The sequence below is a fragment of the Pseudomonas sp. W17 genome, from assembly GCF_040268305.1.
In the GTDB taxonomy this organism is placed as follows: domain Bacteria; phylum Pseudomonadota; class Gammaproteobacteria; order Pseudomonadales; family Pseudomonadaceae; genus Aquipseudomonas; species Aquipseudomonas protegens.
Window position 1 is genome coordinate 419187 of sequence record NZ_CP158490.1, and the last position, 25440, is coordinate 444626.

The 25440-nt window shown below is 62.7% G+C and carries 22 protein-coding genes; 9 read left to right on the forward strand and 13 right to left on the reverse strand.

Going from position 1 to position 25440, the window contains the following annotated elements:
- Positions 1–5 precede the first annotated feature (5 nt).
- The 4 genes from ABCR88_RS01920 to gpmI form a co-directional block, all read right to left on the reverse strand.
- Positions 6–1316: a S41 family peptidase gene (locus ABCR88_RS01920; RefSeq protein WP_011058743.1), complete on the reverse strand. Its 1311-nt coding sequence runs from the start codon at positions 1314–1316 to the stop codon at positions 6–8.
- A 31-nt stretch (positions 1317–1347) separates the two neighbouring features.
- Positions 1348–2634 carry a murein hydrolase activator EnvC gene (locus ABCR88_RS01925; RefSeq protein ID WP_350404050.1) on the reverse strand — a complete coding sequence of 429 codons (1287 nt, stop codon included), beginning with the start codon at positions 2632–2634 and terminating at the stop codon, positions 1348–1350.
- Between the two features lie 174 nt (positions 2635–2808).
- Positions 2809–3723 (reverse strand): DUF1460 domain-containing protein, encoded by a 915-nt coding sequence (locus ABCR88_RS01930; protein ID WP_350404051.1) that lies wholly within the window; start codon positions 3721–3723, stop codon positions 2809–2811.
- A 165-nt stretch (positions 3724–3888) separates the two neighbouring features.
- Positions 3889–5430 (reverse strand): 2,3-bisphosphoglycerate-independent phosphoglycerate mutase, encoded by a 1542-nt coding sequence (gpmI, locus tag ABCR88_RS01935; protein ID WP_350404052.1) that lies wholly within the window; start codon positions 5428–5430, stop codon positions 3889–3891.
- Between the two features lie 164 nt (positions 5431–5594).
- Here gpmI and ABCR88_RS01940 point away from each other — a divergent pair, with 164 nt between their 5' ends.
- From ABCR88_RS01940 to secB, 3 genes are all read left to right on the forward strand, one after another.
- Positions 5595–6008 carry a rhodanese-like domain-containing protein gene (locus tag ABCR88_RS01940; protein ID WP_011058747.1) on the forward strand — a complete coding sequence of 138 codons (414 nt, stop codon included), beginning with the start codon at positions 5595–5597 and terminating at the stop codon, positions 6006–6008.
- The gene (grxC, locus tag ABCR88_RS01945; protein WP_011058748.1) at positions 6008–6262 is read left to right on the forward strand and encodes a glutaredoxin 3; all 255 of its coding nucleotides are present in this window, start codon (positions 6008–6010) and stop codon (positions 6260–6262) included. Before ABCR88_RS01940 ends, grxC begins: the two co-directional genes overlap by 1 nt.
- 183 nt (positions 6263–6445) lie before the next feature.
- Positions 6446–6925, forward strand: a complete 480-nt coding sequence (gene secB / locus ABCR88_RS01950) for a protein-export chaperone SecB (protein ID WP_011058749.1) — start codon at positions 6446–6448, stop codon at positions 6923–6925.
- A gap of 95 nt (positions 6926–7020) precedes the next feature.
- On the opposite strand, the gene trmL is transcribed toward secB, so the two are convergent.
- Positions 7021–7476: a tRNA (uridine(34)/cytosine(34)/5-carboxymethylaminomethyluridine(34)-2'-O)-methyltransferase TrmL gene (gene trmL / locus ABCR88_RS01955; protein WP_350404053.1), complete on the reverse strand. Its 456-nt coding sequence runs from the start codon at positions 7474–7476 to the stop codon at positions 7021–7023.
- Here trmL and ABCR88_RS01960 point away from each other — a divergent pair.
- A complete protein-coding gene (locus ABCR88_RS01960) occupies positions 7475–7915 on the forward strand; it encodes a hypothetical protein (RefSeq protein WP_325985438.1) in 441 nt (146 codons plus the stop codon). The genes trmL and ABCR88_RS01960 overlap by 2 nt on opposite strands.
- A gap of 765 nt (positions 7916–8680) precedes the next feature.
- Here ABCR88_RS01960 and ntrC read toward each other — a convergent pair.
- Together ntrC and glnL are read right to left on the reverse strand one after the other, a co-directional pair.
- Complete coding sequence (gene ntrC, locus ABCR88_RS01965; protein WP_047283560.1) at positions 8681–10117, reverse strand: nitrogen regulation protein NR(I); 1437 nt, start codon at positions 10115–10117, stop codon at positions 8681–8683.
- The gene (gene glnL / locus ABCR88_RS01970) at positions 10114–11199 is read right to left on the reverse strand and encodes a nitrogen regulation protein NR(II) (protein ID WP_011058753.1); all 1086 of its coding nucleotides are present in this window, start codon (positions 11197–11199) and stop codon (positions 10114–10116) included. The genes ntrC and glnL overlap by 4 nt, the downstream gene beginning before the upstream one ends.
- 371 nt (positions 11200–11570) lie before the next feature.
- Here glnL and ABCR88_RS01975 point away from each other — a divergent pair, with 371 nt between their 5' ends.
- Positions 11571–12665 carry a trifunctional transcriptional activator/DNA repair protein Ada/methylated-DNA--[protein]-cysteine S-methyltransferase gene (locus ABCR88_RS01975; RefSeq protein WP_325985439.1) on the forward strand — a complete coding sequence of 365 codons (1095 nt, stop codon included), beginning with the start codon at positions 11571–11573 and terminating at the stop codon, positions 12663–12665.
- Here ABCR88_RS01975 and ABCR88_RS01980 read toward each other — a convergent pair.
- Together ABCR88_RS01980 and ABCR88_RS01985 are read right to left on the reverse strand one after the other, a co-directional pair.
- Complete coding sequence (locus ABCR88_RS01980) at positions 12648–14060, reverse strand: MFS transporter (protein WP_123577325.1); 1413 nt, start codon at positions 14058–14060, stop codon at positions 12648–12650. The genes ABCR88_RS01975 and ABCR88_RS01980 overlap by 18 nt on opposite strands.
- Positions 14061–14217: 157 nt before the next feature.
- Positions 14218–15117, reverse strand: coding sequence for a LysR family transcriptional regulator (locus ABCR88_RS01985; protein ID WP_011058756.1), 900 nt, complete (start codon positions 15115–15117; stop codon positions 14218–14220).
- Positions 15118–15227: 110 nt separating this feature from the next.
- On the opposite strand from ABCR88_RS01985, the gene ABCR88_RS01990 reads away from it, so the two are divergent.
- Both ABCR88_RS01990 and ABCR88_RS01995 read left to right on the forward strand, forming a co-directional pair.
- The gene (locus tag ABCR88_RS01990; RefSeq protein WP_194237454.1) at positions 15228–16949 is read left to right on the forward strand and encodes an acyl-CoA dehydrogenase family protein; all 1722 of its coding nucleotides are present in this window, start codon (positions 15228–15230) and stop codon (positions 16947–16949) included.
- 35 nt (positions 16950–16984) lie between these two features.
- Complete coding sequence (locus tag ABCR88_RS01995) at positions 16985–18172, forward strand: CaiB/BaiF CoA-transferase family protein (RefSeq protein ID WP_015633836.1); 1188 nt, start codon at positions 16985–16987, stop codon at positions 18170–18172.
- Between the two features lie 3 nt (positions 18173–18175).
- Here ABCR88_RS01995 and ABCR88_RS02000 read toward each other — a convergent pair whose 3' ends face one another.
- From ABCR88_RS02000 to glnA, 3 genes are all read right to left on the reverse strand, one after another.
- Positions 18176–18682: a DUF4124 domain-containing protein gene (locus ABCR88_RS02000; protein ID WP_015633837.1), complete on the reverse strand. Its 507-nt coding sequence runs from the start codon at positions 18680–18682 to the stop codon at positions 18176–18178.
- 68 nt (positions 18683–18750) lie between these two features.
- Positions 18751–19305 carry a chorismate mutase gene (locus ABCR88_RS02005; protein WP_041115297.1) on the reverse strand — a complete coding sequence of 185 codons (555 nt, stop codon included), beginning with the start codon at positions 19303–19305 and terminating at the stop codon, positions 18751–18753.
- A gap of 136 nt (positions 19306–19441) precedes the next feature.
- Positions 19442–20848 carry a glutamate--ammonia ligase gene (gene glnA / locus ABCR88_RS02010; RefSeq protein WP_011058761.1) on the reverse strand — a complete coding sequence of 469 codons (1407 nt, stop codon included), beginning with the start codon at positions 20846–20848 and terminating at the stop codon, positions 19442–19444.
- 331 nt (positions 20849–21179) lie between these two features.
- Here glnA and thiI point away from each other — a divergent pair, with 331 nt between their 5' ends.
- Complete coding sequence (gene thiI / locus ABCR88_RS02015) at positions 21180–22634, forward strand: tRNA uracil 4-sulfurtransferase ThiI (protein WP_350404054.1); 1455 nt, start codon at positions 21180–21182, stop codon at positions 22632–22634.
- Positions 22635–22773: 139 nt separating this feature from the next.
- Entirely contained in the window at positions 22774–24594 is a 1821-nt protein-coding gene (gene typA / locus ABCR88_RS02020) for a translational GTPase TypA (protein ID WP_019093868.1), read from the forward strand.
- 269 nt (positions 24595–24863) lie between these two features.
- On the opposite strand, the gene ABCR88_RS02025 is transcribed toward typA, so the two are convergent.
- Positions 24864–25304: a YkgJ family cysteine cluster protein gene (locus ABCR88_RS02025; protein ID WP_123473150.1), complete on the reverse strand. Its 441-nt coding sequence runs from the start codon at positions 25302–25304 to the stop codon at positions 24864–24866.
- Between the last annotated feature and the right edge of the window lie 136 nt (positions 25305–25440).

A 25440-nucleotide genomic window follows, 5' to 3' on the forward strand; every position in this document is an offset into this window, starting at 1 on the left:
TTCAATCATTTGCCGCGGGTGATGCTCAGCCCCTTGAGCAGGCTCAGGGCCTGGGCCAACTGGTAGTCGTCGTCCTGCGGCATCGGCTTGGCCTTGCTCGCTGCACCACTGGGCTTGTCGGCGCCGCCGTTGCCATTGCCCAGGTGACCCTGCAGGTCGGCTTCCTTGAAGTACTCGCCGTCCTGGGACTCGCTGGTGATCTTGGCGCGGCGCACTTCGATGTCCGGAACGATGCCCTGGGCCTGGATCGAACGCCCGTTGGGGGTGAAGTACAGCGCGGTGGTGATCTTCAGCGCCCGGTCGTTGTTCAGCGGCAGCACGGTCTGCACCGAGCCCTTGCCGAAGCTGGTGGTACCCATCAGTACCGCGCGCTTCTGATCCTGCAGGGCACCGGCGACGATCTCCGAAGCCGAGGCGCTGCCGCCGTTGATCAGCACCACCATCGGCACGGCTTCGCTTTCGTCCTTGCCGGTGGCGGAGAAGCGCAGCTCGGAGTTGGCGATGCGGCCTTTGGTGTAGACGATCAGGCCCTTGGTGATGAAGTGGTCCACCACTTCCACCGCGGCTTGCAGCACGCCGCCCGGGTTGTTGCGCAGGTCGAGGATGATGCCGTTGAGCTTCTTGCCGTTGTCCTTGCGTAGCTTGGCCAGGGCCTTGGAGACTTCCTCGCCGGTCTTGACCTGGAACTGGGTGATGCGGATATAGCCGTAGCCCGACTCCAGCAGCTGGCTCTTCACGCTTTTCACCTGGATGGTGGCGCGGGCCAGGGTCACGTCGAACGGCGTGCCGCCGTCGCGCACCAGGGTCAGGGTGATCTTCTGGCCGATCTTGCCGCGCATCTTGTCCACGGCTTCGGTCATGGTCTGGCCACGGGTCGGCTGGCCGTTGATCTTGACGATCAGGTCGCCGGCCTGGATCCCGGCCTTGGATGCCGGGGTGTCGTCGATGGGCGAGACCACCTTGATGAAGCCGTCCTCGGCGCCGACTTCGATGCCCAGGCCGCCGAATTCGCCGCTGGTGCTTTCCTGCAGTTCGGCGAAGTCTTCCGGGCCCAGATAGGCAGAGTGCGGGTCGAGGTTGCTGAGCATGCCCTTGATGGCATTCTCCAGCAGGGTCTTGTCGTCTACGGGTTCGACATACGCGGCCTTGATGCGGTCCATGACCTCGGCGAAGGTGCGCAGCTCTTCCAGCGGCAAGGGCGCCTTGGTGGTCGCGGCGGTTGCTGCTTGAGCGGTTTCGGCGGCAAACGCCTGAGGCGCTCCGATCACCAGGGCGATCGTCAGGGCCAGCGAGGTAAGGCGGGACAGATGCAGCATGTCGAACGAACTCCTAATTTAGATGCAGCGCTTATCCTTGCGCGTGGCACCACTGAGCCGGGTCGCTGGGGCGGCCCTGCTGACGAATTGCAAAGTACAGCGCAGGAGTGTCCTGTCCGCCACTATTACCGACGGTGGAGATGGACTCTCCGGCCTTGACCACGTCGCCGGCTTCCTTGAGCAGCGTCTGGTTGTGTCCGTAGAGGCTCAGGTAACCGTTGCCGTGATCGAGGATCACCAGCAGGCCGGCGCCGCGCAGCCAGTCGGCGAACACTACCCGGCCACCGTGCACGGCGTGCACCTGGCTGCCGGCGGCGGCGCTGATCATCACGCCGTCCCACTTGGAGCGGGCGTCGTCGCCACGGGTTTCACCAAAGCGTGCCAGTAGTCGACCATCAACGGGCCATGGAAGTTTTCCCCGGGCTGAAGCAAATGCCCCGCCATAGGAAGGACCGGCGCTGGAAACCAGGGCTCCAGGGCTTGATCTTGCGGGTTTGCGCGGCTCATCGCTGGCGTCGGCCTGAGCCTCACGCAAGCGCTTTTTTTCGGCTTCCTGCTGGGCGAACAGCGCTTTCTGCCGCGCTTCCTCTGCCTCGCGAGCCTGGCGCGCCAGGGTTTCCTCGATGGTTTTCAGGACCTTGGCCAGGTCGGCCTGGTCCTGTTCGCGGGCCTTGAGCTTGTCGTCACGGGCCTTCACATCGTTGTTCAGCTTGGCCAGGGCCAGCTGGCGCTCCTTGCGCACCTTGTCGAGTTCTTCGCGCTGGGTGTCGAGGCTGCTTTTCTGCACCAGCAGCTGGGCCTGCTGCAGGGAGATGTCCTTTTCCACATTGGCCAGTTGGCGCAGGGTCTCGTTGAAATTCTTCAACTGCTCCAGGCGGGCCTGGCTCAGGTAGTCGTAATAGGTCAGGGTGCGGGCGAATTTTTCCGGGTTCTGCTGGTTGAGCAGCAGCTTGAGGTACTCCTGACGCCCGTTCTGGTAGGCCGCGCGGGCCTGGATGGCGATCAGTCGCTGCTGTTCAGTGCGCGCGCTCTGAAGTTTTTTTTTCTCCTCATCGAGTCGCTGCAGCTCGGATTCGCTTTTCTTCAGCTCTTTTTGCAGGGCCTCGACCTGCTTTTCCAGCTTGCCCATCTCGGTTTCGGTGCCGCGCAGTTCTTTCTGCACCCCGGACTTCTCTTCCTGCAACTTGCCCAGCAGCTTTTTCAGCTCGGCAATGTCCTGACGCGTGGCGTCCAACTGTTGTTGGGTTTGCGCGCGCTCGTCGGCGAAAGCCGGTTGGAGCAGGCAGATCAGAGCAAGGGTAATCAGGGCGCGAAGCATAGAGGCGGGCGACACCAGGGAAAGGGACGGCCTAGTATGCCCGCCCATCGCTGCAAAAAAAACGCCTCAAAGCCAACTGCTTTGAGGCGTTCGTCATAAAAAGCCGTTTCCGGGCCGTTATTGGGCCATTTGCTATCAGCGTGCCGCCACCGTGGCCTGGGGCGGCGGCGCCGATCAACCTTGTGCGGGCGAGCGAGCCTGATGCTGCAGCGCTTGGGTGCCGGTCTTCGCGGCCGAGGCAGCCTGGCCGGCCTGGCTGTCTTGCCGGGCCCGCAGGACCACGATTCCCGGGACGTTGTGAACGTACTCCATGAAGGGTGAGTCGATCACCGCGCCCTGGTCCTTTTTCGAGGAGGCGTTGCGCAGGACCGGGCCCTGGGCCGTCTGGATGAACAGCCCGGTATGGGTGACGTCCAGGCCCGAGAGGTGGGTATAGATGCCGATGTAGTCGCCGGTTTGCAGGTGGCTGAGTAGATGCTGGTCAATCAATGCGCTGGGAATGTAGGTGATGTCGCGTTCGGCCACGGGCAGGCCGGGCAGGTAGCGGCCGCCATCGGCCTTTTGATTGAGGCGCTTGGCCACGGTCACCGCGTTCGCACTCAGCTGGGCGGTCACATCCTCGGCCATGGGTTGCCCGGCATGGGCCCAATCGGTGAAGAAGTGGCGGCGGTTGAGGAAGTTGATATCGCCGTTCACGTAGCGAATCTGCACCAGGTTGTTGATGAAGCCGGCCTCGTCGCTGGACTGGCGCAAGGCCTCGACGTAATCCAGGTAGGTGAAGCAGTCCAGGCCCCTGAAGTCGACCACCAGCTTCTCGGCCAGGGTTGCAGAGCCGTGCAGCCGGTTCGCCGCGTAAGGGGTGTGCAGGAACTCCCGGGAAATCAGGTCGTTCATCTGGCCTATGTCGTTAGAGCCCCGGGATGGCTGGATCTTCAGCAGTGCTTTCAATTTATTGGCGGTCTGAGCATCCATTTGCACCGGGCTGTGTTGCTGTACGAGGGCATTGGCATCCACCGGCTGTTGAGCAGGAACCTGGCTTGCACAGCCTGACAGGAGGGAGGCCAGAAGCAGCATAGCCGTCTTGTTCATGGAGATTCTCTCTGCTGGTATTGATAACGATAATCATTATTCAATAAAAGCCCGGCGCTTGTCTGGTTGTACTGCCATGGCTCTGATTCGCCCTGTGCAAGGCCACCATGAAAAACGCCCGATGGTTGCATCGGGCGTTTTTGCCTGCGATGGCGAGCTGGGGGATCAGCGCGCCGGGTCCACCAGGATCGACGTGCCGGTCATTTCCGCGGGCTTGGGCAGGCCCAGCAGCTTGAGCATGGTGGGCGCCACGTCCGCCAGAACCCCGCCTTCACGGACGTTCAAGGTGCGTTTGCCGACATAGATGAATGGCACCGGCTCGGTGGTGTGGGCGGTGTGGGCCTGGCCGGTGGATTCGTCGGACATCTGCTCGACGTTGCCGTGGTCGGCGGTGATCAGGGCTTCGCCGCCGACCTTTTCCAGGGCGTCGACGATACGTCCGACGCACAGGTCCAGGCATTCCACGGCTTTGACCGCCGCCTCGAACACGCCGCTGTGGCCGACCATGTCGCCGTTGGCGTAGTTGACGATGATCACGTCATAACGCTGGTGCTCGATGGCGTCGACGATCTTGTCGGTGACTTCAGGGGCGCTCATTTCCGGCTGCAGGTCGTAGGTGGCGACTTTCGGCGATGGGATCAGGATGCGTTCTTCACCCGGGAACGGCTCTTCACGGCCGCCGGAGAAGAAGAAGGTCACGTGAGCGTATTTCTCGGTTTCGGCAATGCGCAGCTGGGTCTTGCCGTTTTTCGCCAAATAGTCGCCCAGCACGTTTTCCAGGCTGCCTGGAGCAAAGGCCGACGGCGCGGGGATGCTGGCGGCGTACTGGGTGAGCATGACGAAGCCGGCCAGCTTAGGCTGGCGTGGGCGTTCGAAGTCCTTGAAGTCGTCTTCGACGAAGACCCGGGTCAGCTCCCGTGCACGGTCGGCGCGGAAGTTCATGAACACCACGGCATCGCCGTCCTCGACCTTGACCGGTTCGCCGATGGTGGTGGCCTTGACGAATTCGTCGCTCTCTTCACGTGCGTAGGCGGCTTGCAGGCCTTCCTGGGCGGTAGCGGCGTTGAACTGGCCCTGGCCGTCGACGATCAGGTTGTAGGCCTGGGCCACACGGTCCCAGCGGTTGTCGCGGTCCATGGCGAAGTAACGGCCGATCAGGCTGGCGATGCGGCCCTTGCCCAGGGTCTTGAAGGTCTCGTCCAGCAGTTCGATGGACGACTGGGCGCTTTTGGGCGGGGTGTCGCGGCCATCGAGGAAGGCATGCAGGTAGATCTTCTCGGCGCCGCGCTTGAAGGCCAGTTCGGCCATGGCGATCAGGTGGTCCTGGTGGCTGTGCACGCCGCCGTCGGACAGCAGGCCGAGGATGTGCACCGCCTTGCCGGCATTCACGGCCTTGTCCACGGCCGCGCAAATGGTCGGGTTCTCGAAGAACTCACCGTCACGGATGGCCTTGGTCACCCGGGTGAAGTCCTGGTACACCACGCGGCCGGCGCCGAGGTTCATGTGGCCGACTTCGGAGTTGCCCATCTGCCCGTCCGGCAGGCCGACATCCATGCCCGAACCCGAGATCAGGCCGTTGGGCATGCTGGCGCACAAGCGGTCCAGGACCGGCTTCTTGGCCGCATAGACGGCGTTGGATTCGTGGCTTTCGCTGTGACCGAAGCCATCCAGAATCATCAGGACCAAAGGTTTAGGCGTGGTAGTCATGGCGTCCACTCGTGGCTGGATAGGAAAGAGATGAAAGGGAGGTGTTGAAAAAGGGAGTGGCAGTTTAAAGCGAAGTTCCGGTGGAGTCACCGCCGGGCGGGGTTTGGTCGACCCGGAGGGCTGTGTATACTGGCCGACATTTTAACGCCCTGGAACCTCCTTAGATGGTTGCTCACCTGATTCAATTCGCCACTGAACACTACTTGCTCGTCGGCGCCTTCGCCATCCTGCTGGCTCTGTTGATCGCTCATGAATTGAGCCGCGGTGGCCGCAGCCTCAGCACCCGTGAACTGACCGCGCTGGTCAACAGCGAGCAGGGCGTCGTGATCGATATCCGTCCATCCAAGGACTATGCCGCCGGCCATATCGTCGGTGCACTGAACATTCCCCAGGACAAGCTGGCCGCCCGTGTCGGCGAGCTGGAGAAGCACAAGTCCAAGACCATCATCCTGGTGGACGCCCAGGGCCAGCACGCCGGCACCCACGCCCGCGAGCTGCTCAAGTCCGGTTTCACCGCGGCCAAGCTGTCCGGCGGCGTGGCCAGCTGGAAGGCCGATAACCTGCCATTGGTGAAGTAATGTCCAAGGTCATCGTCTACTCCAGTGATTACTGCCCTTACTGCTCGCGCGCCAAGCATCTGCTGGCGAGCAAAGGCGTAGCCTTCGAAGAGATCAAGGTCGATGGCAAGCCCCAGGTACGCGCCGAGATGGCCCAGAAGGCCGGGCGTACGTCCGTGCCGCAGATCTGGATCGGCGCCACCCATGTAGGTGGCTGTGATGATTTGTTCGCCCTGGAGCGTGCTGGCAAGCTCGACGCGCTGCTAGCGGCCTGAAATTCCTAGGCTCGTATGGAAACTCGCCGAGCGAAGATCAGGCAAGGCAAAACAGGCGAGGAAGCGGAGTGTCGGGGCCTACATGAGCATTCCGAGCCTGTTTTTAACGCAGCATGGTCGAAGCGCAGGCAGTTTGCGTACAGAACCTAACCCTATAGACCCAAGATCAAGAAGGATCATGAGATGACTGACCAACAGAACACCGTTGCCGACGACGAAAGCGCACCGCAATTCTCCCTGCAGCGTATCTACGTGCGTGACCTGTCCTTCGAAGCGCCGAAAAGCCCGGCGATCTTCCGTCAGCAATGGGAACCTAGCGTCGGCCTGGACCTCAATACCCGCCAGACAGCGTTGGAAGCCGACTTCCACGAAGTGGTGCTGACCCTGTCCGTGACCGTGAAGAACGGCGACGAAGTGGCCTTCATCGCTGAAGTTCAGCAGGCCGGTATCTTCCTGATCAAGAACCTGGATGAGGCTTCCATGAGCCACACCCTGGGTGCTTTCTGCCCGAACATCCTGTTCCCTTACGCTCGTGAAGCGCTGGACAGCCTGGTGACCCGCGGTTCGTTCCCGGCGCTGATGCTGGCCCCGGTGAACTTCGATGCGCTGTATGCCCAAGAGCTGCAACGCCTGCAGTCCGCTGGCGAAAACACCGTTCAGTAAGTGCTGGTTGTGGTACGAAAAAAGCGCCTGTAACGGCGCTTTTTTCATGCTCGGGCAAAACCTGTGGGAGCGGGCTTGCCCGCGAACCCCTGGCCCTACTTGAACCCCAACTGTCTCCAGCCTTCATAGACCGCCACGGCCACGGTGTTGGACAGGTTCAGGCTGCGGCAGCCTTCGCGCATGGGCAGGCGCAGGCGCTGTTCGCCGGGCAGGGCGTCCAGCACGTCTGCCGGCAGGCCCCGGCTCTCGGGGCCGAACAGGAAGGCGTCGCCCTCCTGGAAGCTGGCGTCATGGAAGGGGCGCGAGCCCTTGGTGGTGAAGGCGAACAGGCGCGGTTGGCCGAGGCTCTCCAGGCAACTGGCAAGGTTCGCATGGCGTTGCAGGGTGGCGTATTCGTGATAGTCGAGGCCGGCGCGGCGCAGGCGCTTGTCGTCCATTTCGAAACCCAGCGGCTCGATCAAATGCAGGTGGCAGCCGCTGTTGGCGCACAGCCTGATAACGTTGCCGGTATTCGGCGGAATTTCTGGTTGAAAGAGGATGACGTGAAACATGCACGGCTCCGAAGAGAAAGACAGGCTGCATTCTACGCCTGAAGCGTACTCGCGACCGAAGCTAATGCTGCGGGTGTTCGGCTCCCTGGCGATTGTCGGGGTGATGGTAGGGCTGATGATCGGCCGCCTGACCCAGCCTGATCCGGTGGCGTTGCAGCAGGTCGAGGTGGCGCCCGATGGGCTGGTGCTGTGGTTCAACCATGAGCCCAAGCTCCATGGGGAACACATCGATGGCACCGTGGCGCTGCTGTTCGATGCCCAGGGGCAGGCACAGAAGGGCCAGTTGCAGGTCAATCAGCGCAATGTGAACTGGCGGGTGCGCCGGGCGGACCAGGGCCTGCTGCTGAACCTGGTGGCCGCGCGGCCGCTGCGGGGCCAGTGGGACGGGAGCGAGGTGGAGGGGCGCTGGCGCCTGGCGATCCACCTGCAGGAGGAATAAAAGAGGGAAACCCCGGCCTGCCTGTACCAAGGCCCCCAAAAGCGGGAGGGGCTGAGCGCCACGAGGGCGATGAGTCCCGGTGTAAAGAAGGGGATTCCCGGCCTGCCTGTACCAGGGTCCCCAAAAGCGTGGCCCGTCGCTGTGAGCGGGGTGGGCCTGGTGTTAAAGAGGGAAGTCCCGGCCTGCCTGTACCGGGGTTCCCGAAAGCCTGGCCCGTCGCTGTGAGCGGGATGGGCCGGGTATTAAAGAGGGAAGTCCCGGCCTGCCTGTACCGGGGTTCCCGAAAGCCTGGCCCGTCGCTGTGAGCGGGGTGGGCCTGGTGTTAAAGAGGGAAGTCCCAGCCTGCCTGTACTGGGGTTCCCGAAACCATTGGCCGTCGCGATGTGCGTGCCGAGCCTGGTGTTAAAGAGGGGAATCCCCGGCCTGCCTGTACCAAGGTCCCCGAAACTGGGTAGTGACTGGGTTATTGCAGGTGGCGTGCCAGTTTTGGCTGCAGAGGCGTTGATTGCTGGGATAAAAAGCCGAAAGCCCCGTAATCCGGGGCTTTTGCGTTTTCGACGGAGGGCTTTTCAGAGCTGAGGCGCGGGTTGTACCCGGGCTGGATGGCACAGCAGTGCGCCTTCGGGCAGTGCATGCACCCCATACTGGTGCACGCACATCCTCATCGTAGGAGCCGGCTTGCCGGCGAAAGCGCCTGTGGGCGCACTGCAAGGTTCAAGGGCCTCTTCGCTGGCAAGCCAGCGCCTACATGCCGCGGCCGGGGCTTCAGCCTTCCTCGCCTTCATCCTCGTCGCCACCGTCGACCTTCATCCCCAGCTCCTTGATCTTGCGGGTCAGGGTATTGCGCCCCCAGCCCAACAGGACCGCGGCATCGCGGCGGCGGCCGGCGGTGTGCTTGAGGGCGGTCTCGATCATGATCCGCTCGAAACTCGGTACCGCGCTGTCCAGCAGGTTCGATTGCCCGCGGGCCAGGGCCTGGTCGGCCCATTGGCGCAGGGCCTGTTCCCAGTTGGTGACCGGCGCCGAATCCTGGGGCAGGCTCAGCAACTCCGGTGGCAGGTCGCTGATATGCACCTCGCGACCCGAGGCCATGACCGTGATCCAGCGGCAGGTGTTCTCCAGCTGGCGTACGTTGCCCGGCCACGGCAGGTTCTTCAGGTATTCCTCGGTTTCGTTTTTTAGCAACTTGGGTTCCACCGCCAGCTCCTGGGCGGCGCGGCTGAGGAAATGCCTGGCCAGGGTCGGGATGTCTTCGCGACGGTCCGACAGGCGCGGGATATGGATGCGGATCACGTTGAGGCGGTGGAACAGGTCCTCACGGAACTTGCCGGCGTGCACCAGGGTTTCCAGGTTCTGGTGGGTCGCGGCGATGATGCGTACATCGACCTTGACCGGGGTATGGCCACCGACCCGATAGAACTCGCCATCGGCCAGGACCCGCAGCAGGCGGGTCTGGGTGTCGGCTGGCATGTCGCCGATCTCGTCGAGGAACAGGGTACCGCCGTCGGCCTGCTCGAAGCGCCCGCGCCGCAGGTTGGCCGCGCCGGTGAAGGCGCCCTTTTCATGGCCGAACAGCTCGGATTCCATCAGATCCTTGGGGATCGCCGCCATGTTCAGGGCGATGAACGGCGAAGCCGCCCGCGGGCTGTGGCGATGCAGGGCATGGGCTACCAGTTCCTTACCGGTACCGGATTCGCCGTTGATCAGCACTGTGATGTTGGAATGGCTCAGGCGCCCGATGGCTCGGAACACCTCCTGCATGGCCGGCGCCTCACCGATGATTTCCGGAGTGCGAGTCAGGGTCGGCGGCACTTCCAGGCCTTGCTGTTCCTGGGCGTGCTGATTGGCGCGCTTGACCAGCGACACCGCTTCATCGACATCGAACGGCTTGGGCAGGTATTCGAAGGCGCCGCCCTGGTAGGAAGCGACAGCGCTATCCAGGTCCGAATGCGCGGTCATGATGATCACCGGCAGGCGCGGGTGCTGCTCGCGAATCCGTGCCAGCAGGTCCAGGCCACTGGCGCCGGGCATGCGAATGTCGGAAATGATCACGTCCGGGGCCTGGCGGGCCAGGCGGCTCATCACCCCATCGGCGCTGTCGAAGCTCTGGGTGGTCATCCCTTCCTGCTGCAAGGCTTTTTCCAGGACCCAACGGATAGAACGGTCGTCATCGACGATCCACACGGTTTCACTACGGCTCATGTCGATGGGGCTCCTTGTTCCAGTGGCAGAAAGATCGAGAACGTGGTGTGGCCGGGATGGCTGTCACATTCGATCAGACCCTGGTGCTGGCTGATGATGTTCTGGGTGATGGCCAGGCCCAGCCCGGTACCGTCCGGGCGGCCGCTGACCATGGGGAAGAAGAGGGTGTCCTGCAGTTCCGCGGGGATGCCCGGGCCGTTGTCGATGATCTCGATCTTGCTCACCAGGCGATGGCGCACGTGGCCGATGGTGAACTGGCGCATGGTGCGGCTGCGCAGGGTGATGCGCCCCAGGCGCATTTCATTCTGGCTGCTGATGGCCTGCATGGCGTTGCGCACGATGTTGAGCACCGCCTGGATCATCTGTTCGCGGTCGATCAGCACGTCGGGAATGCTCGGGTCGTAATCGCGCACCAGGGTGATACAGCCCTGGCTTTCGGCTTCCACCAGGCTGCTGACCCGCTCCAGCACTTCATGGATGTTGGTCAGGGCCAGGGATGGCAGTTTGTTCGAGCCGAGCATGCGATCCACCAGGTTCCGCAGGCGGTCGGCTTCTTCGATGATGACGTTGGTGTAGTCCTTGAGGCTTTCTTCGGGCAGCTCCCGGGCCAGCAATTGTGCGGCGCCGCGAATCCCTCCCAGAGGGTTCTTGATTTCATGGGCCAGGCCGCGCACCAGCATCTTGCTGGTTTCCTGCTTGGACAGCTGGGCCTCTTCCTTGGTGATGCGCAGCAACCGATCCCGGGGGTGGACCTCCAGCAGCAACAGGGTGTCGCCATTGCTGAGGATCGGCGTCACCGCGTAGTCGACGGTCAGGGTCTGGCCGGTCAGTGCGGTGAGCATGGCTTCGCGCTTGGTGAAGGGGTGCGCCTGCTCCACCGCCTGGCGCAGGGAGCTCAAGGCTTCGGCGGATTCGGTGAACAGCTCGCTGATGAATTGCCCATGGCTGCGCTGGCCGCTGATGGCCAGGAGCATTTCCGCCGCCGGGTTCATGTACTCAAGGCGCAGGTCGGCATTGAGCAGGATGGTGGCGGTGGTCAGGTTGTCCAGAAGCAGGCGGTGCAGTGGGTCGCTGATGGTCATGGGTAGATGGTGACCTCTTTTGAAGCAAGACAATCCGGGGCCGGTCCCGAAGTTCGCGCGCGGCTAAGGCGCTGTGGTGGAGAAAATGCAAAAACCAAACCAAGGCTCCGAAAAGAAGCGCGCATGCCCTGAAACAGGCGTTTGAAGCCTGGTTCTGTGGCGTTTTGCCAGCTCTGGCGGGTATTTTCGAACCAAAATGGGCTGGTATTGGCACCTGAGTGCAAGGCATTGCACCAATATAGTGCATGAATCTGAACGGCGCTCGATGGGCGCGCCTTGATAGAAGAATCAACGCCCGTTTTTCAGCGGCGCGGGGCAAAGGGCGGGTTTAGAGTGCTCGAACCCGATGCTTCAAGGTTTAGGATGCGGCCATGGAAAATGCCCCTCTGCTGTTCCAGCTTCCCGATGACGACACCCTGTACCAGGCGCTGCTGGCGCGGGACCCGGCCTATGAAGGCTTTGCCTTTGTCGGGGTGAAGAGCACCGGCGTGTTCTGCCGCCTGACCTGCGCTGCACGCAAGCCCAAGCGCGAGAACACGGTGTTCTTCGGCTCCATCAAGGGTTGTGTCGAAGCTGGGTTCCGCGCCTGCCTGCGCTGTCGTCCGCTGGAGCGGGCCGGGGTCCAGGAGCCCTGGGTGCAGACCTTGCTCGAGCAGTTGGGCAGCGACCCGGAACGCCGTTGGTACGAGGACGACCTGGTCGCCCAGGGGCTGGACCCATCCACCGTGCGCCGTGCGTTCAAGCGCTATTTCGGCGTCACCTTCCTGGAAATGGCGCGCCTGCGTCGCATGGGCCAGGGCATGCAGCAACTGGCCTCGGGAGAGCCGGTGATCGAGGCGCAGATCAGCGCCGGCTTCGACTCCGACAGCGGCTTTCGCCATGCCTTCAGCCGCCTGGCGGGCCAGCCGCCGTCCAACCTGCGGGGGCGGGAACTGCTCAAGGTCGATTGGTTGCAGACCCCGATCGGCGTGATGCTGGCGGTGGCCGACGCCCAGGTCCTGCATCTGCTGGAGTTCTTCGACCGCCCGGCACTGGCCAATGAGTTGCAGAACCTGCAGAAGAGCAGTGGTTCGAGCATAGGTTTCGGGCGTTTTGCCCCCATCGACCAGATCGAGGCCGAACTGCAGCGTTACTTCGCCGGCGAGGCGGTGCACTTCGCCACACCGCTGGCGATGAGCGCCTCGCCCTTTACCCGTACCGTCTGGCAGGCGCTGCGGGCCATTCCCCTGGGTACCACCTGCAGCTACGCCGAGGTGGCGCGGCAGGTCGGCTCGCCCTCAGCGGTGCGGGCGGTGGCCCGGGCCAATGCCGCCAACCAGATTTCCATTGTCATTGCCTGCCACCGGGTGATTGGCGCCGATGGCTCTCTGACCGGCTATGGCGGTGGCCTGTGGCGCAAGCGCTGGCTGCTGGAACATGAGCGGCGCCTGCACCACTTGGAGGGGGCATCAGCGAGCGGGCTGTAGCTCGCTGCCAGGCACCGGGTCGGGCCGGGAAACCTTATCCACAGGTGGCTGGGCGCCAGTCTGGCGCGCCAGTTCGTCGGCATCCGCCTGTTCCGCCGTGGACAGTTCGGCGGCGTTATGGCCGATGCGCTTGAGCAGGGCCAGCATGCATGCCAGCGAGACCAGGGCGTAGCAGGCCGAGGCTATGGCTACGCCGATGATGCTGCCGGTGCCATTGAGGATGCTCTGGGCCAGCACCGGCGTGGCGCCGCCCACCAGCAGTGAACACAGCTGATAGGAGATCGACAGCCCGCTGTAGCGCACCCGGGTCGGGAAGGCCCGCGCCAGGATGCCGCCCACCGCGCCATAGAACATCGAGTGCGGCACCGTGGCCAGGCACATGCCCAGCACCGCGATCCAGTAGTGACCGGTCTCCACGGCGAAGAACATCGCCGGCATCAGCAGCAGCTCGGGCACCACCATCAGCACCATGGCCTTGCGCATGTCCATGCGTGAAACCAGCACCGCACCCAGGGGCTGGGTGATGAACTGCACTACCAGGGCGATGACGATCACGCTGAGGAAGCTGCTCTGGCTGTAGCCCAGCTCCTTGGTGGCCCAGGACAGGGCGAAGGTGCTCTTGAAATAGGTGACGTGGATGATCGGCAGCACCCCGGCCCCCAGCAGCACCAGGCGCCAGTGGTCGCGCAGGACTTCGAGAATCGGTAGCTTGACGGTCTTTTTCTGCTCCATCAGGCGCTTCATGTCATCGGATTCTTCCAGCTTGAGGCGGATGACCATGCCGATGATCACCAGCACCGCCGACAGCAGGAACGGAATGCGCCAGCCCCAGAGCAGAAAGTCCGGAGTCGGCAGGGCGCTGAGGCCGAAGAACACCAGGGTTGCCAGCAGGTTGCCGGCCGGCGAACCCTGCTGGGCGAAGGCAGCATAGAGAATGCCCTTGCCCTTGGGCGCGCTTTCGCTGGCGATGAGGATCGCCCCGCCCCATTCGCCGCCCACCGCGATGCCCTGGATGATGCGCAGGGTCACCAGGGCAATGGGGGCCCAGACGCCGATCTGCAGGTAGCTGGGCAGCAGGCCGATGCAGGTGGTGGCCAGGCCCATCATGATCAGGGTGATCACCAGGGTGGTCTTGCGACCGATCTTGTCGCCCATGTGGCCGAAGATGATGCCGCCGACGGGGCGGGCGATGAACCCGGCCCACAGGGTCAGGAAGGACAGCAGGGTGGCCGTGCCGGGGGGCAGGTCGGCGGGAAAGAACACCTTGCCGAACACCAGGGCGGCGGCGATGCCATAGGCGTAGAAGTCATACCACTCGATGGTGGTGCCGATGAATGAGGCGATACCCGCCTTGCGGGCTTTCTTGTGGGCAGCGGCATCCTGGGCAGCGTTCATGTTCAATTCCTGCGTTTTTATTGTTATATGCGCCCCTGATCGGGCGCATGGACTTCTGGCAAGGTCCGACCGCTGGGAGCCTATACAGGCAGGAATCGAAAAATATAATGATTAAATCTTATGGTTTGATACGTGATTGCGTATCGCGCCCCACCGCTCAGCGCCCTCCGGCGGCCGGTTTGATCAGGGACTTGAGCAGCCCGAGAAAGCTTTCGGCCGCCGCCGAAGGCTTGTCCTCCAGGCGGATCGCCTGGATCTGCGAAGGCGCGCCGGAGCCTTCGAGCTCGCCGTAATGCACGCCCGGCTGGCCGAGCATGGCCAGGGTCTGGGGCACCAGCGCCACGCCCATCTCGTGGGCCACCATTGCCACCACCGTTTGCCATAGCCGCGTCTCGTGGCGAATGCGCGGGCTGAACCCGGCCGCCACGCAGCGGGAAATGATCAGGTCGTGGTAGTGCGGCGAGACCGCCCGCGGAAACAGGATGAAATCGTCATTGGCCAGTTGCGCCAGGTCGATCCGCGCCTGGGTGGCCAGCGAGTGGCTCTGGGGCAGGCAGCAGAGGAACGGCTCGGCCAGCAGCGGTTCGCTGTGGATGCCGGCGGCGAAGGTGCTGCCATGGACGAAACCGATGTCGATCTGGCCGCGTTGCAGGGCCTGGGTCTGGTCGGCACTGTTCATTTCCATCAGCACCACTTCGGTTTCCGGGTATTGCTGTTCGAAGGCCTTGACCGCCTCGGGCAGCCCGCGGTGCAGGATCGAGTTGACGAAACCCAGGCTCAGGCGCCCGGCAAAGCCTTCTGCCGAGCGCTGGGTCAGGTGCCGCGCCTGGTCGGCACGCAGCAGCAGGTAGCGGGCCTCGTCCAGCAGCACCTGGCCGGCGTTGGTCAGGCTCACGGATTTGTTGTTGCGATTGAGCAGTTGGACTTCCAGTTGCCCCTCAAGCTTCTTGATGTCGAAACTCAGGGCCGGCTGGGAAATGCACAGACGGTTCGCGGCCCGCCCGAAATGCAGTTCTTCGGCTACCGCGACGAAGTAGCGCAACTGTTTGAGGTCCATGGCGACTCCGGTTCTACGATATGGATTTCTTATCGTATTTGATTGATTTTGTATTAGATACTTATCGATGGCGGCTCTAGTCTCGGCCTACAAAAAACAGGAGACGCGCCATGACCGCCGAGCCCCGCCCCATTGAAGACAGCCTCAACATCCCCGACAGCCGCGGCATCAACCTGTTCGAGTGTGACGCCGGCCTGGCCGCGCTGCTCCAGGTCTACCTGCCCTCGGCGGTCTACCAGCAGTGGTTGCCCACCTTGCAGCACCTGGGCGCCCGGGCCGGTGGCGAGCTGGATGTGCTGGCCCTGAGCGCCGACAAGAATCCCCCGGTGCTGCAACCGCGTACCCGCCGCGGCGAGAACCTGCAAAGCATCGCCAAGCATCCGGACTACGTCACCCTGGAACGGGTGGCCTTTGCCGAACTGGGGCTGGCTGCCATGAGCCACCAGCCTGGTGGTCCGCCGCCGCTGATCAAGTACGCCCTGACCTACCTGTTCGTCCAGGCCGAGTTCGGCCTGTGCTGCCCGGTGAGCATGACCGACTCCCTGACCCGCACCCTGTGCAAGTTCGGTACGCCGGAACTGGTGGCGCGCTACCTGCCGCAGTTGCAGTCCCAGGAGTTCGAGACGCTGTTCCAGGGGGCGATGTTCATGACCGAACAGGCCGCCGGTTCCGACGTTTCACGCACCGAAACCCGGGCCCGGCTGGAAGATGGCCAATGGCGCCTGTTCGGTGAGAAGTGGTTCTGCTCCAACCCGGATGCCGACCTGGCCATGGTCTTGGCGCGCCCGGAAGACGCACCACCGGGCATGGCCGGGGTGACCCTGTTCCTGTTGCCCAAGGTGCTGCCCGACGGCTCGCGCAACCACTATCGGATCCAGCGCCTGAAGGACAAGCTGGGCAGCCGCTCGATGGCCAGTGGCGAGATCACCCTGGAAGGCGCCACGGCCTACCTGATCGGTGAGGTCGGCCGCGGTTTTCAGCAGATGGCCGACATGATCAACATGTCGCGCCTGTCCAATGGCGTGCGCGCGGCGGGGCTGATGCGCCGGGGGCTGAGCGAGGCGTTGTACATCGCCCGCCAGCGCCGGGCCTTCGGCAAGCACCTGATCGAAATGCCGCTGATGCAGCGCCAGTTGCTGAAGATGATGCTGCCCGCCGAACAGGCGCGCTCGATGTTCATGCAGATCGCCAGCTTGCTGCCCCGGGCCGATGGCGGCGATGAGACGGCGCGCAAGTGCGTGCGGATCCTTACGCCGCTGATCAAGTTCCGCGCCTGCCGTGATGCCCGCCGGGTGACCGGCGATGCCATGGAAGTGCGCGGCGGGGTTGGCTATATCGAGGAGTGGAGCGATGCCCGGCTGGTGCGCGATGCGCACCTGGGGTCGATCTGGGAGGGCACCAGCAACATCGTCGCCCTGGACATTGCCCGGGCGGTGACTCGGGAGCAGGCGCTGGAGCCGTTGCAGGGCTATCTGGCCGGGCTGCTGGCCGAGGCCGATTTGCCACCGGCGAGCCGCCGGCTGTTCGATTCGGCCCTGTTGCGCACCGTGACCGGCTTCCATGCCGTGGCGCAGCAGCGCCGGGACGAGCAGGTGCGGCAGGTGGGCAGCGTTCTCTATCACCTGGCCAGCGCCATCTTCATGGCCTGGGAGGCCGCGCGCCAGGGTGCGGACCATCGGCGCCTGGCCCTGGCTCACCTGGTGCTGGTGCACAAGGTGTTGCCGCGCGATCCGTTGGGCCTTGAGCCGGTGATCGATGCCGAGCTGCTGGTGCGCCTGGCCAATGAAAGCCCGCTGTCCCAGGCCCAGGCCATGCAATTGCTGCCGGCCTGAATGGCCGTCCTTGTCCGATCTGCCGGAGTACATCCATGACGTTTGCCCAAGGCGCCCTGGCGGGCGTGAAAATCATCGATCTCAGCCGTGTGCTGGGCGGCCCCTACTGCTCCCAGGCCCTGGCCGACCACGGCGCCGACGTGATCAAGCTGGAACCTTTGAGCGGTGATGAGACCCGGGGCTGGGGGCCGCCTTTCGAAGGTGATGACGCGGCGTATTTTCGCGGCATCAACCGTAACAAGCAGGGGATCGCCGTCGACCTGTCGCGCCCCGAAGGCTTGGAACTGCTGATGCAGTTGCTGGAAGGCGCCGACGTGCTGATCGAGAACTTCAAGCCGGGCACCCTGCAGCGTTGGGGCATCGGTTACCAGGAGGTGCTGAGCCAGCGTTTTCCGGCGTTGATCCACTGCGGGATTTCCGGCTTTGGCGCCGATGGCCCGCTGGGCGGGCTACCGGGTTACGACGCGGTGATCCAGGCCATGGCCGGGCTGATGAGCGTCAACGGCGAAGGCGACGGCGGGCCGTTGCGCATCGGCCTGCCGATTGTCGATATGGTCACCGGCCTGAATGCCCTGGCGGGGATTCTCCTGGCCCTCAACGAGCGCCAGCGCAGCGGCCTCGGGCAGTCACTGGACATCTCCCTGTACGACTGCGGCGTGTCCCTGCTGCACCCGCACCTGCCGAACTACTTCGCCGCCGGCCAGACGCCCAAACGCACGGGCAACGCCCATCCCAACATTGCTCCCTACGACAGCTACCGCACCGCTGGCGAGCCGATTTTCCTGGCGGTGGGCAACGACCGCCAGTTCGCCCGGCTGTGCCAGGAACTGGGGGCCGGCGCGTTGCTGGAGGACCCGCGCTTTACCGACAACGGCCAGCGCTCGGTCAATCGCGAGGCCTTGAAGCAGCAACTGGAGCATTACCTGTCGGCACACGACGGCGCGTTGCTGGCCCCGCGGCTGATCGGCCTGGGGGTGCCTTGTGGTTCGATCGCCACCGTCGACCAGGTGGTGGCTCATCCCCACACCCGGCATCGCGGGCTGCTGGTGGAACTCGATGGCTACCGGGGCATAGGTTCGCCGGTGAAGTTGTCGCGCACGCCGGCCAGCTACCGTACGGCGCCGCCGAGCCTGGGGCAGGACACCCGGGCGGTATTGCAGGGGCTGGGCCTGGATGAATCGACCATCGCCGCACTGCTGGCCAGCGGCGTGGTGCACGGTTGAGGCTCAGGGGCGGCGGGCCCGCAGCAGAGTGAAGCTGATGGCCGGGCTCTGTTGCAGGACCTTGTCGCCAGCCAGCACCTGCACCGCCAACCGGTGCTGGCCACGGTCGATATTCACCAGTTGCAGCTCGGGCCCCTGGCCGGCCTGGCCATAGGGCTGGCCATCCAGCAGCAGGCGCAGACGGTGGCCGGGCCGCAGGCTGGGCTGCAACTCCACCTGCACGCTGAAACTGCCGTTGTTGGCGCGCAAGGCACCGTGCTCCGGTACGCCGCTCAGTTGCAGCCGTTCGTAGGCCAGAAGGGTGCTGGCAGGTTGTGCTGCCGGCGTATGTGGCGCCGGGGTGGCCGGGCTGGGGAGGCGATTCGGCGCGGGCGTTTCAATCTGCCGGTACGAGGTTCCCGGCGGCTGGTCGCTATAGGCGCGATTACCGGCCGAGTCGGTGTACTGGTAGATCTGCGCGCCGGCTGGCAATGCGCTGATCCACAGCAGGCAAGCAATGACGAGGTGCATCTCGCTGATCCTGGCGGGTGCCTGAAAGGCTCCAGCATAGGGTGCTGCTGCGCGTGGCACAGGCGTGGTTAACCTTTGAACACACATAACTCTGCCGTGGCACGAACCATCGCCAGTCGTCGCAGTGGGTCGCTGCTGCTGGCCTGATTGGCCCGGGCCAGCCATTGCGGGCATTGGCGGTCGGTGCGCTGCGGGCTGAAGTCGGCCAGTTGCTGCAGCAGGCGTTTTTGTAACTGATCAAGTTGGGGGCGGATCTGCCCGGCCAGGTCCTGGCGCGGAGTGTCCGGTGCCCGGCCTTGCAAGTGCCAGGTCGAGAGTCGGGCGTATTGCACCAGCTTGTTGGCTTCGATCTGGGCGGCGAAGAACTGCCCAACCGTTTCTTCGCTCAAGTGATAGGTTGCGGCCTGGGCGGTTGCCCCGGCGATCACCTGTTGTTCCCGCGGGCGGTCTTCCACGGCCTTGTGGCTGTCCCATTTGCTCAGGACCACCTGATCGGCAATCGCCAGGCGTTCGCCGATGCTCTGCAGCAGCGGGGCGAGGGCGGGCGGGGCGTCACTGGCGCAGGCGGCGGTGGCGAACAGGCTGCAAGTCAGGGCGAGGCACAGGTTGAGGCGCGAAGTCATGGGCGGGCTCGGCTGCTGATGGGGAGACGGTGCCCATGATGCACGCAACCACCCCGGGCAGGGCAAATGCGCGGGCATAAAAAAGGCCTCCCGAAGGAGGCCTCTTGATCACGCGGCTTGCGCCGGTGCTACCGGATCAGCAGCTGTAGTACAGCTCGTATTCCAGTGGGTGTACGAAGGTACGTACCTTGATTTCTTCTTCGCTTTTCAGGGCGATGTAGGCGTCGATGAAGTCGTCGCTGAAAACGCCGCCTTTGGTCAGGAACGCACGACCTTTGTCCAGCTCTTCCAGGGCTTCCTTCAGGCTGCCGCAAACTTGTGGGATCTCTTTGGCCTCTTCAGGCGGCAGGTCGTACAGGTTTTTGTCAGCAGCGTCGCCAGGGTGGATCTTGTTCTGGATGCCGTCCAGGCCGGCCATCAGCAGGGCAGCGAAGGCCAGGTACGGGTTGGCAGCCGGGTCCGGGAAACGGGCTTCGATACGGCGGGCCTTAGGGCTCGACACGTAAGGAATACGGATCGAAGCGGAACGGTTGCGCGCCGAGTAGGCCAGCATGACCGGGGCTTCGAAGCCTGGCACCAGACGCTTGTAGGAGTTGGTCGCCGGGTTGGTGAAGCCGTTCAGGGCCTTACCGTGCTTGATGATGCCGCCGATGAAGTACAGGGCGGTATCGGACAGGCCGGCATAGCCTTCACCTGCGAAGGTGTTCTTGCCGTCTTTCCAGATCGACATGTGGACGTGCATGCCCGAGCCGTTGTCGCCGTACAGAGGCTTGGGCATGAAGGTGGCAGTGCGGCCGTAGGCGTCAGCCACGTTGTGCACCACGTACTTCAGGGTCTGGGTTTCGTCGGCCTTCTTCACCAGGGTGTTGAACTTGACGCCGATTTCGTTCTGGCCGGCAGTCGCCACTTCGTGGTGGTGAACTTCGACGGTCAGGCCCATTTCTTCCAGTGCGTTGCACATGGAGGTACGGATTTCGTGGTCGTGGTCGAACGGTGGAACCGGGAAGTAGCCGCCCTTGACGCCTGGACGGTGGCCCTTGTTACCGCCTTCGATGTCCTGGTCGGACATCCACGAACCTTGTTCGGAGTAGATCTTGAACATGGAGCCGGAGATGTCGGACTTGAATTTCACCTGGTCGAAGATGAAGAACTCTGGCTCTGGGCCGGCGAATACGGTGTCGCCGATACCGGTGGCTTTCAGGTGCTCTTCGGCGCGCTTGGCGATGGCACGTGGGTCACGATCGTAACCCTGCATGCTCGAAGGTTCGATGATGTCGCACACCAGGATCAGGGTCGGTTCTTCGGTGAACGGGTCCAGTACGGCGGTTTCGTCGTCCGGCATCAGGATCATGTCGGAGGCTTCGATGCCTTTCCAGCCAGCGATGGAGGAGCCGTCGAACATCTTGCCAGCTTCGAAGAAGTCTTCATCCAGCGCATCACGAGCCGGCATGGTCACGTGATGTTGAGTGCCCTTGGTGTCAGTGAAGCGCAGATCAATCCATTTGACGTCATGATCTTTGATGAGTTGAACCGACTTCGACATAGTGTCCTCCGGGTGGCTTCGGGCTTGGTGTTGGAGTGCCCTTAGAATGTGGGTGATGCCGGCGCGAATACTCTGCCATGGCAACCTGCCTCACAAGGGAGCAAATTGCATGCCAGTGCCCCGAGATGGGTTTTCTGCCCCAAAATCACGCTTTCTGCGACGTATTGGTTTGAATGCCGGCATTCGGCGCACTGCAATGTAGCGTCTTTGCCAATAAATGACCCGTTTTGGTGCATCGAAAACCTTCTGCACATAAACTGGTTAAACCTTGAGCAATTTCCGCTATAATCCGCGCCCCCCTTTTTCGGCTGGCCCAGCGCGCGCTGTTTTCATGAAACTAATCGTTAAAGTTTTCCCGGAAATCACCATCAAGAGCCGCCCGGTTCGGACGCGTTTCATCCGTCAGTTGGCGAAGAACATCCGTGCCGTGCTCCGCGACCTGGACCCGGCCGTGGTGGTCAATGGTGTGTGGGACAACCTCGAGCTGGAAACCGCCGTCAGCGAGCCCAAGGCCCTGAAGGACATGACCGAGCGCCTGAGCTGCATGCCCGGCATCGCGCATTTCCTGCAGGTCGACGAGTACCCTCTGGGCGACTTCGACGACATCGTCGCCAAGTGCAAGCAGCACTTTGGCGAAGCCCTCCCGGGGAAGGTTTTTGCCGTGCGCTGCAAGCGTGCCGGCAAGCATGAATTCAGCTCCATGGACGTGGAAAAATACGTCGGCAGCCAACTGCGTCGGCAGTGCGGCGCCGCCGGAATTTCCCTGAAAGAGCCTGAAATCGAAGTGCGGATGGAAATTCGCGACCAACGGTTGTTCGTGATCCACAGCCAGCACAATGGCATCGGCGGCTACCCGCTGGGCGCCCTGGAACAGACCCTGGTCCTGATGTCCGGCGGTTTCGATTCCACGGTGGCGGCCTACCAGATCATGCGCCGCGGCCTGATGGGGCATTTCTGCTTCTTCAACCTGGGCGGGCGTGCTCATGAACTGGGCGTGATGGAAGTCGCGCACTATATATGGAAGAAGTACGGCAGCTCCCAGCGCGTGCTGTTCGTCAGCGTGCCGTTCGAGGAAGTGCTCGGGGAAATCCTCGGCAAAGTCGACAACAGTCATATGGGCGTCATTTTGAAGCGTATGATGTTGCGTGCCGCGTCGAGCATCGCCGACCGCCTGCACATCGATGCGCTGGTGACCGGCGAGGCGATTTCCCAGGTGTCCAGCCAGACCCTGCCGAACCTGTCGGTGATCGACTGCGTGACCGAGAAGCTGGTACTGCGTCCGCTGATCGCCAGCCACAAGCAGGACATCATCGACCTGGCCGTCGAAATCGGTACCGCCGACTTCGCCAAGCACATGCCGGAGTACTGCGGGGTCATCTCGGTGAACCCCAAGACCCATGCCAAGCGTTATCGCGTCGAGCATGAAGAGAAAGAATTCGATATGGCGGTGCTCGAGCGTGCGATCGAGCGGGCCAAACTGGTGCCGATCGACCGAGTGATCGACGAGTTGGGCCAGGATTTGCAGATTGAAGAAGTCAGTGAAGCGCTGGCCGGTCAGATCGTCATCGACATCCGTCACCCGGATGCCGAGGAAGATGACCCGCTGCAGCTGCCTGGCGTCGAAGTAAAAGCGCTGCCGTTCTATGCATTGAACGCCCGCTTCAAGGAACTGGACCCTACGCGCCAGTACCTGCTGTATTGCGACAAAGGCGTCATGAGTCGCCTGCATGCTCACCATCTGCTCAGTGAGGGACATGCCAATGTGCGCGTTTATAGACCGAGCTAAGTGCCCGGGGATGTTCGCCTGTGGCTTGCGTCACCGGCCCCCCGACGCCGCCGTCCAGCTGTAACGGCCAGGCCTGAATCTATTGTTAATCGCTGCCAGCATTTGTCAGCACACCGAATCCTCTGATCGAGATACACAAGTGATCGAAAATCTACGCAACATCGCCATCATTGCCCACGTTGACCATGGTAAGACCACCCTGGTAGACAAACTCCTGCGTCAATCCGGCACCCTGGAGCGCAACGAGCTCAACGACGAGCGCGTGATGGACTCCAACGACCAGGAAAAAGAGCGCGGCATTACCATCCTGGCGAAAAACACCGCCATCAACTGGAACGGCTACCACATCAACATCGTGGACACCCCGGGCCACGCCGACTTCGGCGGCGAAGTTGAGCGCGTAATGTCCATGGTCGACTCCGTGCTGCTGCTGGTCGACGCTCAAGACGGCCCTATGCCGCAAACCCGTTTCGTGACCAAGAAGGCTTTCGAAGCCGGCCTGCGTCCAATCGTGGTGATCAACAAGGTCGACCGTCCGGGTGCGCGTCCTGACTGGGTTCTGGACCAGATCTTCGACCTGTTCGACAACCTGGGCGCCACCGAAGAACAGCTGGACTTCAAAGTCGTCTATGCCTCGGCCCTGAACGGCATTGCCGGTCTGGACCACACCGAAATGGCCGAAGACATGACCCCGCTGTACCAGTCGATCGTCGACAACGTGCCAGCGCCAAGCGTTGACCGTGACGGTCCGTTCCAGATGCAGATCTCCGCTCTGGACTACAACAGCTTCCTGGGTGTGATCGGCGTTGGCCGTATCGCTCGCGGTCGCGTCAAGCCCAACACCCCGGTAGTGGCCATCGACGTCGACGGCAAGCGCCGCAACGGTCGTATCCTCAAGCTGATGGGCCACCACGGTCTGCACCGCGTAGACGTTGAAGAAGCCGCTGCCGGCGACATCGTCTGCATCAGCGGTTTCGACGAGCTGTTCATCTCCGACACCCTGTGCGACCCGACCGCTGTTGAAGCGATGAAGCCGCTGACCGTCGACGAGCCAACCGTTTCCATGACCTTCCAGGTCAACGACTCGCCATTCTGCGGTAAAGAAGGCAAGTTCGTGACCTCCCGTAACATCAAGGAGCGTCTGGACAAGGAGCTGCTGTACAACGTTGCTCTGCGTGTCGAAGAAGGTGACTCGGCCGACAAGTTCAAGGTTTCCGGCCGTGGTGAGCTGCACCTGTCGGTACTGATCGAAACCATGCGTCGCGAAGGTTTCGAAATGGGCGTTGGCCGTCCTGAAGTGATCATCCGTGAAGTTGACGGCGTGAAGCAGGAACCGTTCGAAAACGTCACCATCGACATCCCTGAAGATTCCCAGGGCAAGGTCATGGAAGAAATGGGCCTGCGTAAGGGTGACCTGAGCAACATGGTTCCGGATGGCAAGGGCCGTGTACGCCTGGAATACAACATTCCAGCCCGTGGTCTGATCGGTTTCCGTAACCAGTTCCTGACCCTGACCAACGGTGCAGGCATCCTGACCTCGATCTTCGATCGCTACGCTCCGATGAAGTCCGGCCACATGTCCGGCCGTCAGAACGGCGTACTGGTATCGGTAGAAACCGGCAAGGCCCTGACCTACTCCCTGGAAACCCTGCAGGCGCGCGGCAAGCTGTTCGTCGAGCACGGCCAGGAAATCTACAACGGTCAGATCGTTGGTCTGAACAGCCGTGACAACGACCTGGGTGTGAACCCAACCAAAGGCAAGAAGCTCGACAACATGCGTGCTTCGGGCAAGGACGAAACCATCGCCCTGGTTCCGCCGGTCCGTTTCACCCTGGAACAGGCTCTGGAATTCATCCAGGACGACGAGCTGTGTGAAGTGACTCCTAAGTCCATCCGTCTTCGCAAGAAGATCCTGGACGAAGGCGAGCGTACTCGCGCTGCCAAGAAAGCCAAGAACTGAGTCTTTAGTTCCGGCTGAATGAAAACGCCCCCGGCCTTGCGGCCGGGGGCGTTTTTTTTGATCTGTGAAAAAGCTCGGGTCCTGTAGCCGCTGCCGAGCCTGCAAGGCTGCGATCGACCGCGTAGCGGTCGTAAAACGGTGTATCTGAAACTCTGCAGTGGCCCGTGCTGCGGCTGCTTTGCAGCCGTTCGCAGCCTCGCCAAGGCTCGGCAGCGGCTACAGGGCGGCAGGGTTACATGGGGAACGGGGTTGCAGGCGCAGGCCGGGGCTCAGAAACGTTCCAGGGTCCGGCTGCTGGTGTTGGTCGGGCGTTCCACCGGCTTGGGCTTGTAGGCGCAGTAACCCGGGCGCGGGCCGATCTTCGGATGGTTGCGGCAGGTGTCCGGGCGCTTGTCATAAATGGTGCACAGGCGGCTTTTACGATCCAGATACAGGCAGTCGTTGTTGCTCATGCGCTGCAGGGTGAAGATTTCCGACTTCTGGTTGTAGCGCTCGACGATGCCTTCCTTCTGCAGGCGCTTGGCGATGTTCTTCGCCGGCTCGCCGCGTTCGAATTCATCGACGATGCCGATGCGGATCAGGTCCTTGATCTTCACTTCCACCGGCAGTGTGCAGCAGCTGGACATGCAGGAGCCGCACATAGGGGCGGTGTACTTGGCCCAGGTATCGAGACGATCGATTTCCGCGGCGGCGATCAGGTTGGACTTCATCAAGGTCATTTCCGGCAGGTGTTCCAGGGCGCGCGATCATACCGGGACTGGTGGATTTTTGAACGACTTTAGGTCGGATTTTTCTTCATGTGGCGCCGAACAATACCTGGCGGCACGGCAACTGCATCCTTTTCTC

Coding starts and splice junctions, on each gene's coding strand:
- gpmI (WP_350404052.1), bottom strand. CDS start 5,430: ATGACTACCACGCCTAAACCTTTGGTCCTGATGATTCTGGATGGCTTC.
- ABCR88_RS01960 (WP_325985438.1), top strand. CDS start 7,475: ATGCACGGCTCCGAAGAGAAAGACAGGCTGCATTCTACGCCTGAAGCG.
- ABCR88_RS01985 (WP_011058756.1), bottom strand. CDS start 15,117: ATGGACCTCAAACAGTTGCGCTACTTCGTCGCGGTAGCCGAAGAACTG.
- ntrC (WP_047283560.1), bottom strand. CDS start 10,117: ATGAGCCGTAGTGAAACCGTGTGGATCGTCGATGACGACCGTTCTATC.
- thiI (WP_350404054.1), top strand. CDS start 21,180: ATGAAACTAATCGTTAAAGTTTTCCCGGAAATCACCATCAAGAGCCGC.
- glnL (WP_011058753.1), bottom strand. CDS start 11,199: ATGACCATCAGCGACCCACTGCACCGCCTGCTTCTGGACAACCTGACC.
- ABCR88_RS01990 (WP_194237454.1), top strand. CDS start 15,228: ATGACCGCCGAGCCCCGCCCCATTGAAGACAGCCTCAACATCCCCGAC.
- grxC (WP_011058748.1), top strand. CDS start 6,008: ATGTCCAAGGTCATCGTCTACTCCAGTGATTACTGCCCTTACTGCTCG.
- glnA (WP_011058761.1), bottom strand. CDS start 20,848: ATGTCGAAGTCGGTTCAACTCATCAAAGATCATGACGTCAAATGGATT.
- ABCR88_RS01995 (WP_015633836.1), top strand. CDS start 16,985: ATGACGTTTGCCCAAGGCGCCCTGGCGGGCGTGAAAATCATCGATCTC.
- trmL (WP_350404053.1), bottom strand. CDS start 7,476: ATGTTTCACGTCATCCTCTTTCAACCAGAAATTCCGCCGAATACCGGC.
- ABCR88_RS01940 (WP_011058747.1), top strand. CDS start 5,595: ATGGTTGCTCACCTGATTCAATTCGCCACTGAACACTACTTGCTCGTC.
- ABCR88_RS02000 (WP_015633837.1), bottom strand. CDS start 18,682: ATGCACCTCGTCATTGCTTGCCTGCTGTGGATCAGCGCATTGCCAGCC.
- ABCR88_RS02005 (WP_041115297.1), bottom strand. CDS start 19,305: ATGACTTCGCGCCTCAACCTGTGCCTCGCCCTGACTTGCAGCCTGTTC.
- ABCR88_RS01925 (WP_350404050.1), bottom strand. CDS start 2,634: ATGCTTCGCGCCCTGATTACCCTTGCTCTGATCTGCCTGCTCCAACCG.
- ABCR88_RS01930 (WP_350404051.1), bottom strand. CDS start 3,723: ATGAACAAGACGGCTATGCTGCTTCTGGCCTCCCTCCTGTCAGGCTGT.
- ABCR88_RS01975 (WP_325985439.1), top strand. CDS start 11,571: ATGGAAAATGCCCCTCTGCTGTTCCAGCTTCCCGATGACGACACCCTG.
- ABCR88_RS01980 (WP_123577325.1), bottom strand. CDS start 14,060: ATGAACGCTGCCCAGGATGCCGCTGCCCACAAGAAAGCCCGCAAGGCG.
- ABCR88_RS01920 (WP_011058743.1), bottom strand. CDS start 1,316: ATGCTGCATCTGTCCCGCCTTACCTCGCTGGCCCTGACGATCGCCCTG.
- secB (WP_011058749.1), top strand. CDS start 6,446: ATGACTGACCAACAGAACACCGTTGCCGACGACGAAAGCGCACCGCAA.
- ABCR88_RS02025 (WP_123473150.1), bottom strand. CDS start 25,304: ATGAAGTCCAACCTGATCGCCGCCGCGGAAATCGATCGTCTCGATACC.